This window comes from Vibrio olivae, assembly GCF_042428525.1.
Classification (GTDB): Bacteria; Pseudomonadota; Gammaproteobacteria; order Enterobacterales; family Vibrionaceae; genus Vibrio; species Vibrio olivae.
The window spans coordinates 1,157,097-1,176,344 of record NZ_JBHMEP010000001.1 but is presented as its reverse complement, the minus strand read 5'-3'; the positions used below and the strand labels follow the sequence as shown (position 1 = coordinate 1,176,344).

18 protein-coding genes, 1 riboswitch and 1 other annotated feature are annotated in these 19,248 nt (G+C 45.4%); of the genes, 13 read left to right on the top strand and 5 right to left on the bottom strand.

The window, feature by feature from the left end; translation table 11 throughout:
- Positions 1–33: 33 nt before the first annotated feature.
- A complete protein-coding gene (gene mnmA / locus ACFFUV_RS05405) occupies positions 34–1,143 on the bottom strand; it encodes a tRNA 2-thiouridine(34) synthase MnmA (RefSeq protein WP_390190292.1) in 1,110 nt (369 codons plus the stop codon).
- Positions 1,144–1,314: 171 nt separating this feature from the next.
- Between mnmA and ACFFUV_RS05400 the strand changes: the two genes are divergently transcribed.
- Both ACFFUV_RS05400 and ACFFUV_RS05395 read left to right on the top strand, forming a co-directional pair.
- Positions 1,315–1,581 carry a hypothetical protein gene (locus ACFFUV_RS05400; protein WP_390190290.1) on the top strand — a complete coding sequence of 89 codons (267 nt, stop codon included), beginning with the start codon at positions 1,315–1,317 and terminating at the stop codon, positions 1,579–1,581.
- A gap of 99 nt (positions 1,582–1,680) precedes the next feature.
- On the top strand, positions 1,681–2,985 hold the full coding sequence (locus tag ACFFUV_RS05395; protein WP_390190289.1) for an inosine/guanosine kinase: 1,305 nt from the start codon (positions 1,681–1,683) through the stop codon (positions 2,983–2,985).
- 69 nt (positions 2,986–3,054) lie between these two features.
- Here the strand turns inward: ACFFUV_RS05395 and ACFFUV_RS05390 are convergent, their stop codons facing one another.
- Positions 3,055–3,474, bottom strand: a complete 420-nt coding sequence (locus tag ACFFUV_RS05390) for an H-NS family histone-like protein (RefSeq protein ID WP_390190288.1) — start codon at positions 3,472–3,474, stop codon at positions 3,055–3,057.
- A 466-nt stretch (positions 3,475–3,940) separates the two neighbouring features.
- Positions 3,941–4,121, top strand: a riboswitch (Lysine riboswitch).
- A gap of 111 nt (positions 4,122–4,232) precedes the next feature.
- Between ACFFUV_RS05390 and ACFFUV_RS05385 the strand changes: the two genes are divergently transcribed.
- The 10 genes from ACFFUV_RS05385 (at position 4,233) to ACFFUV_RS05340 (ending at position 14,179) form a co-directional block, all read left to right on the top strand.
- The gene (locus ACFFUV_RS05385; RefSeq protein ID WP_390190287.1) at positions 4,233–5,831 is read left to right on the top strand and encodes a Na+/H+ antiporter NhaC family protein; all 1,599 of its coding nucleotides are present in this window, start codon (positions 4,233–4,235) and stop codon (positions 5,829–5,831) included.
- A 182-nt stretch (positions 5,832–6,013) separates the two neighbouring features.
- Positions 6,014–6,148, top strand: a sequence feature (His leader region).
- 45 nt (positions 6,149–6,193) lie between these two features.
- Positions 6,194–7,093: an ATP phosphoribosyltransferase gene (hisG, locus tag ACFFUV_RS05380; RefSeq protein ID WP_390190285.1), complete on the top strand. Its 900-nt coding sequence runs from the start codon at positions 6,194–6,196 to the stop codon at positions 7,091–7,093.
- 4 nt (positions 7,094–7,097) lie between these two features.
- The gene (gene hisD, locus ACFFUV_RS05375) at positions 7,098–8,396 is read left to right on the top strand and encodes a histidinol dehydrogenase (RefSeq protein WP_390190284.1); all 1,299 of its coding nucleotides are present in this window, start codon (positions 7,098–7,100) and stop codon (positions 8,394–8,396) included.
- Positions 8,396–9,436 (top strand): histidinol-phosphate transaminase, encoded by a 1,041-nt coding sequence (gene hisC / locus ACFFUV_RS05370; protein ID WP_390190283.1) that lies wholly within the window; start codon positions 8,396–8,398, stop codon positions 9,434–9,436. Before hisD ends, hisC begins: the two co-directional genes overlap by 1 nt.
- 52 nt (positions 9,437–9,488) lie before the next feature.
- On the top strand, positions 9,489–10,562 hold the full coding sequence (gene hisB / locus ACFFUV_RS05365; RefSeq protein WP_390190282.1) for a bifunctional histidinol-phosphatase/imidazoleglycerol-phosphate dehydratase HisB: 1,074 nt from the start codon (positions 9,489–9,491) through the stop codon (positions 10,560–10,562).
- On the top strand, positions 10,562–11,182 hold the full coding sequence (hisH, locus tag ACFFUV_RS05360) for an imidazole glycerol phosphate synthase subunit HisH (RefSeq protein ID WP_390190281.1): 621 nt from the start codon (positions 10,562–10,564) through the stop codon (positions 11,180–11,182). The genes hisB and hisH overlap by 1 nt, the downstream gene beginning before the upstream one ends.
- 12 nt (positions 11,183–11,194) lie before the next feature.
- Positions 11,195–11,932 (top strand): 1-(5-phosphoribosyl)-5-[(5-phosphoribosylamino)methylideneamino]imidazole-4-carboxamide isomerase, encoded by a 738-nt coding sequence (gene hisA, locus ACFFUV_RS05355; RefSeq protein ID WP_390190280.1) that lies wholly within the window; start codon positions 11,195–11,197, stop codon positions 11,930–11,932.
- Entirely contained in the window at positions 11,914–12,687 is a 774-nt protein-coding gene (hisF, locus tag ACFFUV_RS05350) for an imidazole glycerol phosphate synthase subunit HisF (RefSeq protein WP_390190279.1), read from the top strand. The genes hisA and hisF overlap by 19 nt, the downstream gene beginning before the upstream one ends.
- On the top strand, positions 12,684–13,316 hold the full coding sequence (gene hisIE, locus ACFFUV_RS05345) for a bifunctional phosphoribosyl-AMP cyclohydrolase/phosphoribosyl-ATP diphosphatase HisIE (RefSeq protein ID WP_390190278.1): 633 nt from the start codon (positions 12,684–12,686) through the stop codon (positions 13,314–13,316). Before hisF ends, hisIE begins: the two co-directional genes overlap by 4 nt.
- A 116-nt stretch (positions 13,317–13,432) precedes the next feature.
- Positions 13,433–14,179: a YebC/PmpR family DNA-binding transcriptional regulator gene (locus ACFFUV_RS05340; protein WP_390190277.1), complete on the top strand. Its 747-nt coding sequence runs from the start codon at positions 13,433–13,435 to the stop codon at positions 14,177–14,179.
- Positions 14,180–14,224: 45 nt separating this feature from the next.
- Here ACFFUV_RS05340 and ACFFUV_RS05335 read toward each other — a convergent pair whose 3' ends face one another.
- The 3 genes from ACFFUV_RS05335 to ACFFUV_RS05325 all read right to left on the bottom strand — a co-directional run bounded on the left by ACFFUV_RS05335 (position 14,225) and on the right by ACFFUV_RS05325 (position 18,101).
- Entirely contained in the window at positions 14,225–16,147 is a 1,923-nt protein-coding gene (locus ACFFUV_RS05335; RefSeq protein WP_390190276.1) for a monovalent cation:proton antiporter-2 (CPA2) family protein, read from the bottom strand.
- Positions 16,144–16,767, bottom strand: a complete 624-nt coding sequence (locus ACFFUV_RS05330) for an NAD(P)H-dependent oxidoreductase (protein ID WP_390190274.1) — start codon at positions 16,765–16,767, stop codon at positions 16,144–16,146. The genes ACFFUV_RS05335 and ACFFUV_RS05330 overlap by 4 nt, the downstream gene beginning before the upstream one ends.
- 137 nt (positions 16,768–16,904) lie before the next feature.
- Entirely contained in the window at positions 16,905–18,101 is a 1,197-nt protein-coding gene (locus ACFFUV_RS05325) for a putative manganese transporter (RefSeq protein ID WP_390190273.1), read from the bottom strand.
- A 199-nt stretch (positions 18,102–18,300) separates the two neighbouring features.
- Here ACFFUV_RS05325 and ACFFUV_RS05320 point away from each other — a divergent pair, with 199 nt between their 5' ends.
- The gene (locus tag ACFFUV_RS05320; RefSeq protein ID WP_390190272.1) at positions 18,301–19,209 is read left to right on the top strand and encodes a manganese-dependent inorganic pyrophosphatase; all 909 of its coding nucleotides are present in this window, start codon (positions 18,301–18,303) and stop codon (positions 19,207–19,209) included.
- Positions 19,210–19,248: the final 39 nt, after the last annotated feature.

Genomic DNA, 19,248 nt, shown 5'->3' with positions numbered 1-19,248 from the left:
TAATCTACTCCTTAAATTTGTCGTCAAAAAAACTTATATACGCTGCTCAATGATACCACCACCCAGGCAGACATCATCGGCGTAAAATACCGCAGATTGTCCAGGTGTTACAGCCACTTGAGGCTCATCAAAGGTGACTTTGATGTTGTCCGCGTCGATTGGCGTAATGGTACAAGGAATATCCGTTTGACGATAGCGTGTTTTTACTGTGCAACGCATCGGTTCGGTCACGCTCTGGCGAGAAACCCAGTGCAGTTGGGACGCAATCAATCCATTTGACTTTAATAAAGGATGATCGGCACCTTGCACAGCAATTAATACATTGCGCTTCAGGTCTTTATCCGCAACATACCATGGTTCTTCATGGCCGCCGCCCCCTTTTTGGCCACCGATGTGTAAGCCTTTACGCTGCCCGAGAGTATGGTACATCAAACCTTGATGCTCGCCGATAACGGTCCCTTCTGGTGTTTCAATTTTACCCGGCTGAGCGGGGAGATACCGAGATAAGAAATCGGTAAATTTGCGCTCACCAATAAAACAAATGCCCGTAGAATCTTTCTTCTTCGCTGTGACTAAGCCTTGCTCTTCAGCGATACGTCGTACTTCGGGTTTTTCCAATTCACCGACGGGAAATAAGCTTCGAGCGATTTGTTGATGGCTCAATGTATATAAGAAGTAGCTTTGGTCCTTATTGCCATCAAGGCCGCGTAACATTTGTGGCTGTTCACCATTCTCAGGAAAGGTTCGGCGAACGTAATGGCCCATGGCAATGTAATCTGCATCCAGCACTTCATCCGCGAACTCTAAGAACGCCTTAAATTTTATTTCTTTGTTACACAAGATGTCTGGGTTTGGCGTTCTTCCCGCTTTATATTCTGCCAAGAAGTATTCAAATACGTTGTCCCAGTATTCGGCGGCAAAATTAATTGTGTGCAGATGGATGCCAAGTTTATCGCACACAGCCTGAGCATCAGCGAGATCTTCCGCTGCAGTACAATACTCTTCGTTATCATCCTCTTCCCAGTTCTTCATAAACAGGCCTTCTACTTGGTAGCCTTGTTGTTGAAGAAGATAGGCAGAGACAGATGAATCAACACCGCCCGACATGCCGACGATGACTTTCTTTTGGCTGTTATCAGACATTACTTAACACCACTTGATTTAACCGGACGCAGATTTTAACAGAAACCATTTGAAGGTGACAGATCTTGGACTCTAATCACACTTTTATTTGCTGAAAAAACTCTATGCTGCCATATCACACCCAGCTTGCTTGTGATAATTTGTCCACGAAATTCACAAAGAGTGTAAATAATGCAAGAACAATCTTTTATTGAAGAAGCAGAATTAATTGAAATTGTTGAAAATCAGTTGGCTGATGGCAATCCGGTGAAGACGAAAGAAACGTTAATGCGATTGATGATGACCGGAACAAGTCGTGAAGATGCCATCGCGATGATGGCCTGTGCGGTCTCGATTGAAGTTTTTGACGTGATGAAAAATGATGGCGAGTTTAATTTAAAGCGATATGCCGAACATTTAGATGAACTTCCAGACCTTTCTTTTATGGAAGGTGAATAAATTTATTGGCAATCGTTTGCTATACTTCCTTTTTATTGCCGCGCTAAATAGTGCGCGGTAGAATTCGGCTTCCTTCATTACCACAATCGAAACTCCGTTATGAAATTTCCTGGCCAACGTAAGTCCAAACACTATTTTCCTGTCCATGCTCGTGATCCACTCATCAGTCAGGCACAAGAAAGTAAAACCATGACACGTACCCATATTATTGGTATTGACCAAACGTTGGTCGATATTGAAGCAAAAGTGTGTACGGATTTGATAGAACGTTACGGTTTAAGTAAAGGCCATTCACTTGTTATTGATGATGATAAAGCGGAGTCTCTTTATAACGAATTGAAAGATAATGGTTTAATTACTAGTGAATATGCAGGTGGAACAATAGGGAATACCTTGCATAATTACTCTGTATTAGCGGATGACCGCTCAACCTTATTAGGTGTCATGAGCCAAGATATAAAAATTGGCAGCTATGGTTATCGTTATTTATGTAATACATCAAGTCGAATGGATTTGAATTATTTACAAGGTGTTAATGGTGCTATTGGACGATGCTTTGCGTTAATTACCGAAGATGGCGAACGCACCTTTGCAATTAGTGAAGGGCAAATGAACCAATTGCATGCAGATAACATCCCGGAAAAGATTTTTGAAACGGCGTCGGCTTTGGTGTTAACCGCCTATTTGGTTCGTTGTAAAGAAGGCGATCCTATGCCTGTTGCAACGCAGCGCGCGATTGAATATGCCAAGAAATATGACGTGCCTGTGGTATTAACGTTAGGAACCAAGTTCGTTATTCAAGATGATCCTGAATTTTGGCAAAAGTTCTTAAAAGAACATATCTCCGTGGTTGCGATGAATGAAGATGAAGCGCAAGCATTAACGGGTGAGTCTGATCCACTTGCCGCTTCAGACAAAGCATTAGACTGGGTTGATCTGGTGCTCTGTACTGCTGGGCCTGTCGGTTTGTTTATGGCAGGTTATACAGAAGACACTGCTAAACGTGAAACAACACTGCCATTATTACCAGGCTGTATTGCCGAATTTAATCGTTATGAATTTAGCCGTCCGGTATTTAAAGCAGAGTGTGAAAATCCAATACGTGTCTATTCACATATTGCTCCATATATGGGTGGACCAGAAAAAATTAAAAATACGAATGGTGCAGGTGACGCAGCATTATCCGCGGTACTGCATGATATGGCTGCGAATAAATATCATAAAGAGAATGTGCCAAATTCTAGTAAGCATGCGCATACCTTTTTAACTTATTCTTCATTTTCACAAGTGTGCAAATATGCGAATAGGGCAAGTTATGAAGTTCTCGTTCAACATTCTCCTCGTTTATCTAAAGGGTTACCTGAACGTGAAGACAGCTTAGAAGAAGCATATTGGGAACGTTAATCGTTTATTGGATACAAAAAAGCCTGCAATATGCAGGCTTTTTTATAAATTAATTTTAATCACAATGGATTAATTTTTTTCGATAAGGAAATCGTCCAATGAGTTACCCGCATCTAAATGCGCTTGGATAGCTGATGGAGTACGACCTTGTCCTGTCCACGTTTTTTCTTGTCCATTTGCATCAACGTATTTGTATTTTGCTGGACGAGGAGTACGTTTAGACTTTGATTTCTTACTTTTTGTTTCACCAGATAATGCATCGATCAACGCCGTTACATCAATTCCGTCTTGAGCAATTTGCTCAGCAATAGCGGCAAGTTTTGCTTCTTGCTCTGCTTTTTCAGCAAGTTCTGCTTCTTCTTGTTCTTTACGTTCTTCAACAACAATAGTGAGTTTATCTAAAGCTTCTTCCAATTGCTCCATTGTTAAATCACGAGCAAAGGCACGAAGACTACGAATATTTAAAAGTGTTTTTGTCAGTTCCGACATTGTTCATACCTACTGAATTGAGTTTATATATAGATATTAATCTGCAAAGTTAACTAATACAATATTCTACTGTCAATAATATTTAAATTTTTTAGAGTTTGCGGATTTTGTGATCTCTATATCTGACTGCAATTGGGTTAATAAAGTTCAAAATATTGATTAGTAATTCTTCTATAATAGATATTTATCGAAAGGTATTTTACAAATATTTTGTTTAAAAATGTAATAATTAACCTTAGCGTAGATATTCAGAATTAATTCATTTGAATCTCTTGTTATGACATTTTACTCATAAACTTACGTGTTACATGCAATTTCTCTATTTAAATTGTGATTCGATACGTAAATCGGCTTTTGGGATGTTGTGTTGCAATAGCTCTCTAAATGAGTAAAATGGCGGCCACCTAATGCTGATGCAGGGTTGTATTGTGCTGTTTTTGACCAGCACTAAGGTATAATCTTTTGCATGAGCGGTAGAGGCGCGAACTGAAAGAGTCGCTGTTATTGGGGTGATGCCAATGAATAACAGTTAAAGGTCTTTTCGCCGAAGTCTATATCTTTATCAGGGATATAGGCTGGGGGTGCAGCGAATAGGTGCACCACTGCCATAGTCTATTATTTTAAAACTATGGAGCGCTACTGTAGGGTGTGGGTTCAGCATTCGCTTACCTTTCGCTTATTATCAACAATGACGTTTTGTTTTCATCTCGTATTGTCTGCAGTAGATCTCTAGCCAATCTAACTGGTTTTTGAAGATCATGAATTTAATTGATTTTGCTTCTTCGCCGATGTCCTTGTTGCCACCATTGGTTGCATTGAGCTTGGCGATTGTCACACGTCGTGTATTACTTTCTCTTGGAGTGGGGATTCTTTTAGGGGCGCTGTTGCTCACGGGATTCACACTTTCTTCTACCGCTCACTATGTCGGTACCACGGTGAAAGCCGTGTTCATCGAAGACGGTAGTATTAATAGCTGGAATATGAGTATTGTCGGTTTTCTGATTCTATTGGGAATGATGACGGCCTTGCTCGCATTGTCTGGCGGCACACGCGCTTTTGCTGCATGGGCTCAGTCACGAGTAAAAAGTAAACGCGGATCAAAGCTGCTAGCAGCTTTTCTAGGCGTGTTTATTTTTATTGACGACTACTTTAACAGCTTGGCCGTTGGTGCGATTTCACGCCCAGTGACTGACCGTTTTTATGTTTCTCGCTCTAAACTGGCTTATATTCTTGACTCCACCGCCGCGCCAATGTGCGTCATCATGCCCGCATCTAGTTGGGGCGCATACATCATGACCATCATCAGTGGCATTCTGGTTGCGCATGGCGTGACGGAATATTCAGCACTAGGTGCGTATTTACGTATTGTACCGATGAACTTCTACGCCATCTTTGCATTGCTTATGGTGTTTGCTGTCGCCTGGTTTGGTCTCGATATTGGTAAAATGCGCGAACACGAGATCTCTGCGTCTCAAGGGCGGGGGTACGATAAAGAGAATGAAGTGAGTGAGGAAGCGCGCGATCTCACTGAAGAGCTTGATATTGTTGAAAGTGAAAATGGCAAAGTGTCGGACTTGGTGTTACCGATCGTCTTCCTTATTGTCGCGACAGTCATTGCCATGATGTACACCGGAGCGCAAGCTCTTGCCTCCGATGGGCTTGGCTTTAATATTTTGGGCGCATTTGAAAATACTGATGTCGGTACGTCACTGATCTATGGTGGTGTTGTTGGTTTAGCCATCGCACTATTGACGGTGTTCAAGCAAAAAATCGCGCTAAATGCTATTTTACATACCCTCTGGGTCGGTGCGAAGTCCATGTTTGGTGCCATATTGATCTTGCTCTTTGCTTGGACGATAGGTTCAATTATTGGTGATATGAAAACCGGTAGCTACCTGTCGACACTTGCACAAGGAAATATTGGTACTCAATGGTTACCTGTGATTTTATTCCTGCTCTCTGGGTTAATGGCTTTTTCAACCGGCACCTCATGGGGAACGTTTGGCATCATGCTTCCTATCGCTGGTGATATGGCAGGTGCAACCGATGTTGCCATGATGCTACCAATGCTCAGTGCTGTATTAGCGGGATCGGTTTTTGGCGATCATTGCTCACCGATTTCAGACACGACAATTTTATCGTCAACCGGTGCACGTTGTGATCACATTGATCATGTGTCCACTCAGTTGCCTTATGCATTATCCGTTGCGCTGATTTCATGTATTGGCTTTGTAGTTTTAGGTTTCTTTGGTTCACCAATGCTTGCACTAGCAGCGACATCCGTGGCGTTTATTGTTTTGTGCTTGGTACTTTCTGCGATGTCTAAGTCCAAAATGGCGAAATTAGAAGCTTTATAACTGTCTGATTTTGAACCTATTAGTGAAAGGTGCTTCGGCACCTTTTTTATTTGTATTATACAAATTAAAAAAAACGAAAATAAAAGGTTGAAAAAAAGGCCGAGCTTCGATAGTGTTGAACACAGTTCACAAAAACTCAAAAAGCCAAAGTAATTAAGTATGCGTAATTTCGTAATGAACATTCATCATCACCATCACCCAATCTAGTCTTTCGGGCGATGTACGCGTACCCGGGAGGCAGGACTCTCCCGGTGGTTGAAATCGAAGTGATTACAGATTCAAACCCTTGGGAGACAAACTTCCAAGGGTTTTTTAGTTTTTACTGATTTAAACTTTACTAAATTCTGCAAAGGAACTAATAAATGCAAACACAACAACGACTAAGAATTGCCATCCAGAAAAAAGGCCGCCTAAGTAAAGAGAGCCAAGCGCTACTCAAGCAGTGCGGTGTGAAGTTTAACGTGATGGGTGAGCGTCTCGTCGTTCACGCTCAAAATATGCCGATTGATTTGCTATTGGTTCGTGATGACGACATTCCAGGTCTAATCATGGATGGCGTGGTTGACCTCGGCTTTATTGGTGAAAACGAGCTTGAAGAAGTTCGCCTAGAGCGTAAAGCACAAGGTGAACCTTGTGAGTTTGTTTCTCTGCGTCGTCTCGATTTTGGTGGTTGCCGTCTGTCTATCGCCATTAATAAAGACGAAGAGTACAACGGCCCTCAGGATCTCGCGGGCAAACGCATTGCGACCACTTACCCACAACTACTTAAAGCGTATATGGATAAGCAGGGCGTGCCATTTTCGACTTGTATGCTTACGGGCTCAGTGGAAGTGGCGCCTCGCGCCGGCCTTGCTGATGCCATCGCTGACCTAGTCTCAACAGGGGCGACTCTGGAAGCTAATGGTCTAAAAGAAGCGGAAGTCATTTTCAAATCTAAAGCGACGCTCATTCAACGCATGGGCGAATTTGATGCCGATAAAACCGCTCTCATCAGCAAACTGCTTGTCCGTATGCAGGGCGTACAACAAGCAAAAGAATCGAAATACATTATGCTGCATGCCCCGGTTGATAAACTGGAACAAGTGAAAGCATTGCTGCCAGGAGCTGAAGATCCAACCGTATTACCGCTCTCCGCTGAAAAACAAAAAGTTGCTGTACATTTAGTCAGCACCGAAAATCTATTTTGGGAAACCATGGAGCAACTTAAAGAGCTGGGTGCAAGCTCAATTCTAGTGTTGCCTATTGATAAGATGATGGAGTAGGGCGATGAGAACGGTAGTTTGGCAATCATTAAGCGAATCACAACAAGACTCAATCTTAGAGCGCCCGGCAATTACCGAAGGGGCGAATATAACGGCAGCGGTAGCTGACGTCATTACTCAGGTTCGCCAACACGGCGACCAAGCGCTCGCTGAGTTAACTGAGAAATTCGACAAGGTAAAACCTGCATCGCTTCGCGTATCAAGCGAGGAGATTGGGCAAGCGTCAGAGCGTTTAAGTGACTCTATGCGTCAAGCGCTCGAGCAAGCTTACGCAAATATCGCAAAATTTCACAAAGCGCAAAAACCGCAGCCGATTAAAGTCGAAACTCAGCCGGGCGTGATGTGTGAACAAACCACGCGTCCAATTCAAAAAGTGGGTTTGTATATCCCGGGAGGCAGTGCGCCACTTCCTTCCACCGTATTAATGCTGGGCGTACCAGCGAAAATCGCAGGCTGCCGTAAGGTGGTGCTGTGTTCTCCACCACCGATTGCCGATGAAATTCTCTACGTGGCGAAACTTTGCGGTATTGATGAGGTGTATAACGTGGGTGGTGGTCAAGCGATCGCAGCAATGGCTTATGGTACAGAGACCGTGAGTAAAGTCGATAAAATCTTTGGCCCAGGTAATGCGTATGTTACCGAAGCAAAGCGCCAAGTCAGTAATGATTTTCGCGGCGCAGCCATTGATATGCCCGCTGGGCCGTCAGAAGTCTTGGTTATTGCGGATGAGACAGCCACTCCCGACTTCATCGCGGCGGACTTATTAAGCCAAGCAGAACATGGGCCGGACTCACAAGTCGTGCTGGTAACGCCGTCACCGGTGATTGCTGATCAAGTGCGTGATGCTGTACAAACTCAGCTTGCGATGCTTTCTCGCGCGGACATCGCGCAAAAGGCGCTGGCATCGAGTTTGATTATTATTGCTGAATCATTACCGCAAGCTGTCTCCATCTCCAACTATTACGGCCCAGAACACTTGATTGTTCAAACCAAAAACCCTCGCGAATTGCTTCCTCTGCTGGATAATGCCGGTTCCATTTTCTTGGGGGATTGGTCTCCTGAATCGGCTGGGGATTATGCCTCTGGTACCAATCACGTATTGCCAACGTACGGCTATACACGGACCTATTCAAGCCTTGGCTTAGCTGACTTTTCCAAACGGATGACGGTTCAAGAACTTTCTGCTGATGGCTTGAAAAACTTAGCTCCAACCGTGGTGACCATGGCGGAAGCGGAAGGTTTGGATGCTCATAAACGTGCGGTAACCATTCGCGTAGAAAAACTGATGCAAGGAGAGGTGTGATGGAAAAGCTTGCTCGTAAACAAGTTCAGCAGCTGACGCCTTACTTATCAGCACGTCGCATTGGCGGCAGTGGTGATGTTTGGCTTAACGCCAATGAGTCGCCCTTTGATAATGCCTATGTCGCAGATATTTCACGGCTAAATCGCTATAGTGAGTGTCAACCAAAGCCACTGATTGATGCTTATGCTGCTTATGCTGGCGTCAAACCAGAGCAGACATTGACCTCACGTGGTGCTGACGAAGGGATTGAGCTGTTAATTCGTGCTTACTGTGAACCCGGACAAGATGCGGTACTCTATTGTCCGCCAACCTATGGTATGTACGCAATCAGCGCGGAAACTTTTGGTGTTGAGCGAAAAACAGTGCCACTGAACAGTGATTGGCAACTCGATCTCGCAGGGATTGAAGCACAGCTAGACAACGTTAAGTTAGTGTTTGTTTGTAGTCCGAATAATCCAACAGGCAATTTGGTCAAACGTGAAGACATCGTCACCTTGCTTGAAATGACTAAAGATAAAGCGATTGTGGTGATGGATGAAGCCTATATCGATTTTTGCCCTGAAGCTTCGACCGTCGATTTACTGAAAGAGTACGATAATTTAGCGATTTTACGCACCATGTCTAAAGCCTTTGCTTTAGCTGGGTTACGCTGCGGATTTACCTTAGCAAACCCTGACATTATTAATGTATTGCTAAAAGTCATTGCCCCTTATCCGGTTCCGATTCCAGTGGCTGATATTGCTCAGCAAGCGCTTTCTGCTCAAGGCTTGGAACGTGCAGCAAGCCAGGTTGCGGAATTGAACCAAAATCGTCAGTACCTTAGTCAAGCATTGTCCACAATTGAAGGGGTTACGGTGTGTGAAGGCTGGGGTAATTACCTGCTAGTGCTATTCCCAGATGGTGATGCTTTATTTAAAGCTGCGTGGGATAACGGCATGATTTTGCGCAACTCTCCGATTGAAAATGGAGTTCGCATCAGTATTGGTAATAAAACCGAGTGCGAAAAAGTCATTGGTTTTATTAAGAATTTTTATTTATAACCGACTAAACGTTATACGCTGAAGCTTCAGTGAAACTTAAAAGGATGTTCGAGTGAGCAAGCAACAAAAAATCCTATTTATCGACCGTGATGGCACCTTAATTGTCGAGCCTCCGGTGGATTTTCAAGTCGACCGTTTAGATAAGCTAAAACTAGAGCCGTATGTCATTCCGAGCCTCTTGACGCTGCAATCAGAAGGCTATCGCTTAGTGATGGTCACAAATCAAGACGGGTTAGGAACCGACAGCTACCCACAAGCCGATTTCGATGCACCACATAATATGATGATGGAGATTTTCGAATCACAAGGCGTCAAATTCGATGATGTTCTTATTTGCCCGCACTTTGAACAAGATAACTGCAGCTGTCGTAAGCCTAAGCTTGGTTTAGTGAAAGAGTATCTTCAAGGTGGCAAAGTCGATTTTCAGCAGTCTGCGGTTATCGGTGACCGTGTCACGGATTTGCAGTTGGCTGAAAACATGGCGATTGAAGGTATTCAATATAATCCTCAAATCATGGGCTGGCGTGAGATTGTTAAGGCATTGACTGTCAATGCACGTGTTGCTGAGGTGGTGCGAACCACCAAAGAAACCGATATTCGCGTAAGCGTCAATCTCGATGAGCAGGGTGGAAATCAAATTCACACCGGGCTTGGCTTTTTTGACCATATGCTTGATCAAATTGCAACGCATGGCGGTTTCCAACTGACTTGCCAAGTGGAAGGTGATTTACATATTGATGATCACCATACCGTAGAAGACACCGCGTTGGCGCTTGGTCAGGCTTTGAAAGAGGCTCTGGGTGACAAGCGCGGTATTGGCCGCTTTGGTTTCAGCCTGCCTATGGATGAATGTCTTGCCCAGTGCGCACTTGATCTTTCAGGGCGTCCTTATTTGAAATTTGACGCTCAATTTGGCCGTGAACACGTTGGTGATTTTTCTACTGAGATGGTTGTGCACTTTTTCCGTTCATTAACCGATACGTTGGCGTGCACGTTGCACCTTTCTTCGGCAGGGGACAACGATCACCACATTATTGAAAGTTTGTTTAAATCATTTGGTCGCACACTGCGTCAAGCGATCAAAGTAGAAGGTAACGAACTGCCGAGCAGTAAAGGAGTGCTGTAATGAGCGAGCAAACTCAAAAAGTCGTTATTATTGATACTGGCTGCGCGAATGTTTCCTCGGTGAAGTTTGCCATTCAGCGTTTGGGTTATGACGTGGTGGTATCGCGTGATCCTGAGTTGGTTCTTAGCGCTGATAAGCTGTTTTTACCAGGAGTAGGGACTGCCTGTGAGGCGATGCGTAACCTCGAAGAGCGCGGGTTGATTGAGCTGGTTAAGCAGATCAAAAAACCAGTGCTGGGCATCTGTTTAGGTATGCAACTTCTTGGGCGTTTGTCAGAAGAGAAAACGCAAGCAAGCACAGAAGAAGTTCCATGCCTAGGCCTGTGTGATGGTGATGTCCGCTTGATGGATACCGGCGATCTTCCATTACCGCATATGGGATGGAACACCTTAGTTGCATCGGCTGGTCACCCTTTGTTTAAAGATATTGAGCAAGGGGAATATTTCTACTTTGTTCACAGTTACGCCATGCCTGTTGGTGAGTATACGATTGCTGAATGCGATTACGGAAATGCTTTCACGGCAGCGGTACAAAGCGGTAACTTTTATGGAGTGCAATTTCACCCTGAGCGCTCTTCCAAAGCGGGTTCTAAACTCATTCAAAACTTTTTGGAATTATAAGGACATGGTTCAGTGATTATTCCAGCATTAGATTTAATCGAAGGCCAAGTCGTGCGTTTATATCAAGGCGATTATGGTCAAGTTACCGAATACAAAGTGAACCCGGCTGAGCAGTTCAATTTGTACCACCAAGCAGGAGCAAACTGGTTGCACCTAGTGGATTTGACGGGAGCTAAAGATACGACTGCACGTCAATTGGGTCTTATCGCGACGTTACTTGCTAGTACTCCAGCTAACATCCAAATTGGCGGTGGAGTACGCAGTGAGCAAGATGTCATCGATCTTCTTGACGCCGGTGCACAGCGCGTGGTTGTTGGCTCAACAGCCGTTAAGCAGCCGGAACTCGTCAAAGGTTGGATGGAAAAATACGGCGCAGAAAAAATTGTGCTCGCATTGGACATCAATATTGATGCTCAGGGCGTACGTAACGTCGCCATCTCTGGTTGGCAAGAAGATTCCGGGGTAACAATAGAGGCTTTGCTTGATGACTACCTTACCGTGGGTCTCCAGCATGTCCTATGTACCGATATTTCTCGCGATGGCACACTAAACGGCTCAAACGTCGAATTATATCGCGACTTATGCCAAGCCTACCCACAAGTGAAGTTTCAATCATCCGGTGGTATTGGCAGCTTACAAGATATCGCGGCACTTAAAGATACTGGTGTTTCTGGTGTGATTGTTGGCCGAGCTTTGCTCGATGGAAAATTTACCGCAGAGGAGGCGTTCGCATGTTGGCAAAACGCATAATTCCGTGTTTGGACGTTCGTGATGGTCAAGTGGTCAAAGGGATACAATTTCGTAATCACGAAATCATTGGTGATATCGTGCCATTGGCCAAACGCTATGCAGAAGAAGGTGCGGACGAGCTAGTCTTTTATGACATCACGGCATCGAGTGATGGACGTGTGGTCGATAAAAGCTGGGTGTCACGTGTTGCTGAGGTGATTGATATTCCTTTTTGCGTCGCGGGTGGCATTAAAACGGCAGAAGATGCATCGCGTATTTTGGAGTTTGGCGCAGATAAGGTCTCGATTAACTCACCAGCGTTAGCCAATCCAGAATTGATTACCGAGTTGGCCGATAAATTTGGTGTGCAGTGTATTGTCGTCGGTATCGACTCTTATTTTGATAAAGAAACAGGCCAATACCAAGTTTATCAATTTACAGGTGATGAAACGCGCACCAAAGCCACTCAATGGCAGACAGCAGATTGGGTAAAAGAAGTTCAAAAACGCGGCGCTGGAGAAATTGTCTTAAATATGATGAATCAGGATGGCGTGCGTAACGGTTACGATCTGAACCAATTAAATATGGTACGTGAGGTCTGTGGCGTTCCTTTGATTGCATCTGGCGGCGCTGGCGCAATGGAACACTTTACAGACGCGTTCCAACACGCCAATGTTGACGGTGCCTTAGCGGCTTCCGTCTTTCATAAACAGATCATTAATATTGGTGAATTAAAACAGTACCTAAAACAACAGGGCGTCGAGGTAAGATTATGAGTGCAGAAGCGGTTGTAGAGGCACTGGAAGAACGAATTGATTGGGAAAAAGTGGACGGCTTAGTGCCTGCTATTGTTCAAGATTATCAATCTAGCCAAGTGCTAATGATGGGCTACATGAACCCTGAAGCACTGAGTAAAACGCAGCAGACGGGCCAAGTTACTTTTTTCTCCCGTAGTAAGCAGCGTTTGTGGACTAAAGGTGAAACGTCGGGCAATGTGCTTGAACTAAAAAATATCTCCCTAGATTGTGACAACGACACGTTGCTAATTAAGGTTAATCCTGTCGGGCCGACCTGCCATACTGGGACCACAACCTGTTGGGATGCGGACAAACAGGATGAGTCACAAATGGTGTGGCTTCACCAATTGGAACAACTGCTTGGTGAGCGTAAAAATGCAGACCCTGAATCCTCTTATACTGCCAGTTTGTACGCCCGTGGCACCAAACGTATTTCGCAGAAAGTGGGCGAAGAAGGTGTTGAAGTCGCGCTTGCGGCAACGTCGGGTGACAAGGCGGAGGTCGTGAGCGAATCCGCTGATTTGATTTACCACCTGCTGGTGTTACTGCAAGATCAAGGGCTGTCAATGAATGACGTGATCAACAAGCTAAAAGAGCGTCACAAATAGAACGCTTGACACCTGTGATAAACTAACAGGCATTGTTTGAAAAGCTGTGAGAAGTGATGTTCTTACGGCTTTTTTGCTTTTTATTGTCCACCAGTATTTTATATAGAGGTTTTTATATGGCAGGTCACAGTAAATGGGCGAATATTCGCCATCGCAAAGCCGCACAAGATGCCAAGCGCGGCAAAATCTTCACCAAATTAATTCGTGAGATCGTGGTTGCGGCAAAAGAGAGTGGCGGCGATGTTGAAAATAACCCTCGGCTACGTGCCGCTATTGATAAAGCGCTTTCCAACAACATGACACGCGATACCATCAATCGCGCCGTGTCTCGTGGCGCTGGTGGCGAAGGGGATGACAATATGGAAACCGTAATCTATGAAGGTTACGGTCCCGGCGGCACCGCCGTGATGGTGGAATGCATGACGGATAACCGCAATCGCACTGTGTCTGGTGTGCGGCATGCGTTCTCTAAAGCGGGAGGCAACCTAGGGACAGACGGCAGCGTAAACTACTTATTTGATAAGAAAGGGGTGATCTCCTACGCGCCAGGCCTTAGTGAAGACGAAGTGATGGAAGTGGCGTTGGAAAGCGGCGCCGAGGATATTGAAACGGCAGAGGACGGTTCGATTGATGTTTACTCTGAGCCAGCCGAGTTTGGCATTGTTAAAGATGCGCTCGATAAGGCGGGTTTTGAGGCAGATAACGCTGAAGTGTCGTTGATTCCTTCAACTAAAGCCGAGTTGGATGCGGATACTGCACCCAAGTTACTGCGTTTGATTGATGCACTTGAAGACCTTGATGATGTTCAAGAAGTTTACCATAACGGCGATATTTCTGACGAAGTGGCAGCAACACTTGAATAATCTAAGCCATCCTCAGCGGATGAACGCTGAGGATGATTAAAACGATTAGTCGTCTAGCAAATCAAAGTTATCGGCATAGCCTTTCGGCGGGGGAGCCCAGCCGCGCTCTGTGCGAGAGTGTTGGTCGGTATGTTCAAATGACATCTCATTACGAATACGCTCTTCAAGTTGAATAAACAGCTTGGCATAATTGTTGTCAAATCGTTCCTCTGAACCCGACTCCCCAAGCCAAGCTTGATACAGCTCATCAGACGAGGCTTTCTCCACTCGCTTGTAGGCGGTTTTTTGTTTCTCGACGGTAAACGGATGTTGGCCGAGTTCCCGCAGCGCGATACCACCAATCTCTAACGCTGAATGGTAGGTTTCTAACTCAATGAAGTCTGCGCCAACTTGGCGAAGTCGATAGCTGTGTCCGCGGTCAAAGGCACGCGCTAGCACTTTAATTTGAGGGTGGGCATGCTTTAAATATTTGACGAGATTAATGCTGTTTTCTCGGCTATCGATGGCGACCACGACCATTGCCGCTTCTTCGACACCAGCTTGTAACAACAGGTCTGGCCGTGTGGAATCGCCAAAATAGGCTTTGGTATTAATACGGCGTAGGTTATCAATTTGCGAAGCTTGATGATCAAGCACGACAGTCTTAATACCGTTGGAAACCAGAATACGATTGACGATTTGCCCAAAGCGTCCGACACCAGCAATGATCACGGTGCCTTTTTCATCAATAGTGTCTGTTTCTCGGTCATTAGAAGCGGCCTGAAAACGTGGCATGATCATTTTTTCAAACACGATAAACAGTAACGGTGTGAAGAACATTGAAAGCGCGACCACCATAGATAACGTTTGGGCTAAATCATGAGGAAGGACGTGGTTTTGTTCGGAGAACGTGAGAAGAACAAAACCAAACTCACCCGCTTGCGCTAAGCTCAAGGCAAACAGCCATCGGTTACTGTGTTTGATTCTGAAAATAAAGCTTAACACCAGTAACACCAGTGCTTTGAGTAGCATCACGCCAATGGTCAGAGCCAAAATAGTAAAAAACTGGCCAAACAAAATATCAAAGTGAATGTTCGCCCCCACCGTGATAAAAAACAAGCCCAGCAATAACCCTTTAAATGGCTCAATATTGGATTCTAATTCGTGGCGAAACTCACTGTTGGCTAAAACCACACCCGCCAGAAAGGTTCCTAAAGCGGGCGAAAGGCCGACCAACCCCATCAGCGCTGCGATGCCCACAACCAGCATCAGTGCGGTGGCGGTAAAGATCTCTCTTACGCCAGAGCTGGCGACAAATTTAAGGAGTGGACGGCTTAAATAATGCCCTCCGACGACGATGGCAGCGATTGCAGCAGTCAACACTAAACCATAAGCCCAACTTGGCAAATCCGTGACTAAACTGATGTCAGAGTGATTCGCTTGCTCGCCAAGCGTGTTAGCCGATTCGACTAATTCAGGGATCGCTAACAGTGGGATAAATGCCAGCATTGGGATGACGGCAATGTCTTGAAATAGCAAAACGGAAAACGCATTTTGCCCACCGATGGTTTTGGTTAGCCGTTTTTCATTGAAGGTTTGCAAGACAATAGCGGTAGAGGAGAGTGAGAAAATAAGTCCAACTGTCAGCGCCGTACTCCAACCTAGTCCCAAGGTGGAAGCGATAGCCATCACACCCAGCGTCGATAACAAGACTTGTAAGCCGCCCAGTCCCATTAAGCGATTTCTCATGGCCCATAGGTGTTTCGGATCTAACTCAAGGCCGACTAAAAACAGCATCATTACCACGCCAAACTCGGCAAAATGTTGAATCGCTTCGGTTTCGTCACCGACAATACCAATCAATGGGCCAATCACCACGCCCGCCATTAAGTAACCAAGTACCGAACCAAGCCCAAAGCGCTTTGCAAGCGGGACTGCAATGACAGCGGCCAATAGGTAAATAAACACTTGAATGAAATAACCTGTCATAACGCCTCCGATGGCAGGATTAAGTGCTCTACGTGGTGAGTCAATTTATCCAATTGTGCCGCTTGCTCGATATCCAAGCGGTCGTCTATTAACGCTTGTAATAACTCGCGATAGGTATCGACATGCTGATGAACCGATTGATCTTGGTAGGCTTTACGAGCATCGAACAAGGCAAAGGGCGGTAAATAACGCATTTTGGTCATACACGCCATCTGTTCAATGGGATAGAGCATCTGGCGAATGGTGAAATGATTGTACCCTTTGTCACCATAGGTTTGTTCTTTTCCGCCTGCGGTTAATGCACACAGCAATAACTTCCCTTGCAAAGCACGGCCATCTTGTCCGTAAGCAAATCCATACTCTAAAACTAAGTCTTGCCACTCTTTAAGAAGTGAAGGGGTTGAATACCAGTAAAGAGGAAATTGGAACACAATGACATCGTGCTCGAGCAAACGTTGCTGTTCAAGATCGATGTCGATATCGAAGTTTGGGTATTCATAGTAAAGATCAACCACGGTCACATTAGCCATGGCTTTCACTGCGCGAATCATCGGTGTATTGACTTCACTTCGGTGCTGAGAAGGGTGGGCATATAAGACTAAGACTTTTTTGTTTTTCATATTCAAGCGTCTAGCGGACAACGGAGCATGAAATAATAGTAAGAAGTTAATCGGATGGCGTCTACAGAAACTAAGTGCGATTGCCCCATTATTCGGGAATCGCCCAATGAAAAGAGGCGTTGAATCAGCAGAATGTGCTATTCAAAAAACCAAAAGTAACTGTAGCCGACGATCAGCGCCGGAACTGAGGTGTAAACAGTGGCGACGAGTGCGGCTTTCGGTGCCATAGCAATCGCCGGGAAGAGCGCATCGCCATCGTTAGAAATTGCATTGGCGAGTTGGGTAGACATCGGCGCGGCGCCAGTGAGATAAAAGCTCGTGACTAGAATTTGTGGTCCACACCCTGGGAGCAGACCAATCAGGACACCAACCAAAGGCATCCACACTCCCCAGTCATTGAATAAAACCTGTAAGTTTAAATCCGCCAGTTGGGTTGTAAGGTCAAACACTAAAAAGGCCATCACGACCCAAGCCGTGACGAAATTGGTATCTTGCGCTGTCCGTTGCATAGGGTGTGAGATTCGAGGCTTACAGTCTTCGGATACCGTCGACTGGTAGCTCTTGATCTCCTTGGTTAAAGACCACAGCAATAAACTCACTACAAGGCAACCAGCGCCTACCCATTCAATAGATTGAGCGGGCAATGCGAGTCGCTGATTAATATCAATTTGAAATGAACCAAGAAAAGCAACGATGCTGGCCGGAACAATCAGCCACTTCCAAAATGCGCCTTGCAAATTGATGGCTCTCGCTTCGAAGGCACTGTTTGCGTCTTGGTCGATGGGGGCTGCCACGTTCGCTGTTTTTGGGCGCATAAAATCATCATGGTGAATAAGATTAACCACCCAGCCGGAGAGACAGCCCACCACAACACCGAGGGCAATCACACCAAGTCCAACCTGAGGCTTACTGGCGAGGAGTAAGAATGCGGCATCGCCCATTGTGGCCGTGAGTACGGCAATAATAGCACCAAATCCGACTCGTCCACCGACAAACTGTGTCGTGACAATAATCGCGCCGCCACATCCAGGAAGTGCCCCTAAGAGCGCTGCGAATAGCACTTGGAAGTGGCGAGAATTTAAGTAAAGGTCGACAACGGTATTGCGCTGGCTAAAAAACTGCGACAGGTAGTGATACAGCGCCAATGTAAATGCCACATAACTTGATACCGCCCAAAAAGCATCTGAGAGTGTATTGACAGCAATGGATTGAGTGGTGGGGGCAAGCAATAAAGCCATTAGCGTGCACGGCAGCAACATACGTTTGTAGCGCAACTCGAGTTGCGAAAAAAACGACCCATTCAATACCCACTGTGTCAGCTTTGCTGTCTGCATAAATAACCCGAAAGTGCCGAGACCATAGTTATAATATATGGTAATGAGAATTATTTGCAAATGAAATTGAATATTAAGTGGCTCGATATCACCAATTTCTTCGTTGTAAGCCATGACAAATTTTGCAGATAAGGTAAAGTAACGGCTTTTAAAATAGACCTATGTTTTGTAGGTGTTTGGTAAGTAATTAGGAATTATAATGATTTTAGTTGTTGGACATAAAAACCCAGACAGCGACAGTATCTGTAGTGCATTGGTTACCGAAGCACTATTAACCGCGCGTGGTTTAGAAGCCAAAGCCGTTCGCCAAGGTGAACTTAATCGTGAAACGCAACATATCTTGGAGTGCGCAGGTGTTGATCAGCCAGAGCTTTGCACTCAAGTCGCGGGTAAGAAAGTATGGTTAGTCGATTACAGTGACGTCGCCCAAGCCCCAGATGATATTCAACACGCCGAGATTTTAGGCATTATCGATCATCATCGCTTAGGCGACATCATGACCACCAACCCGCTTGAAGCATGGATTTGGCCTGTAGGATGCACTTGTACCATCCTATTTAACTTGCTTCAGTTAGAGAACGTGGCGATCACGCCATCGATGGCAACGCTAATGATGTCAGCCATTTTGTCTGATACCGTCGGTTTTGCTTCGCCAACGTGCACAGACAAAGACAAACAAGCCGTTGAGGCACTGGCCACGTTAGCCAACGTTGATGATCTTGATGCCTTTATCAAAGCACTGTTGATTGCGAAAACCGACATCGAAGGGTTAAGCGCCGCTGAGTTGGTCGAGAAAGATCTTAAAGCGTATTCATTTAATGGACGTGATGTCGTTGTCGGTCAGATTGAACTGGCGACACTTGACCAAGTTGATAGCATGATTGATGCGCTTAATCAGGATTTACAACGCCGCTGCGACGAGCAAAACCTTGCGTTTGCTGCTGTGATGCTTACCGATATTACCAGCGCGCAAACACGGTTAATTTATACTGGGGAATGGGCGAGTAAGCTTGATAAACACCAGCATGAAGGCGTATTGATGATGGCAAATACGTTAAGTCGTAAAAAACAAGGCTGGCCTTGGTTACAAGCGCAGCTGGGCGAATAATACGTCTTGAGAAACAACAAGGGGCCGCGATGGCCCCTT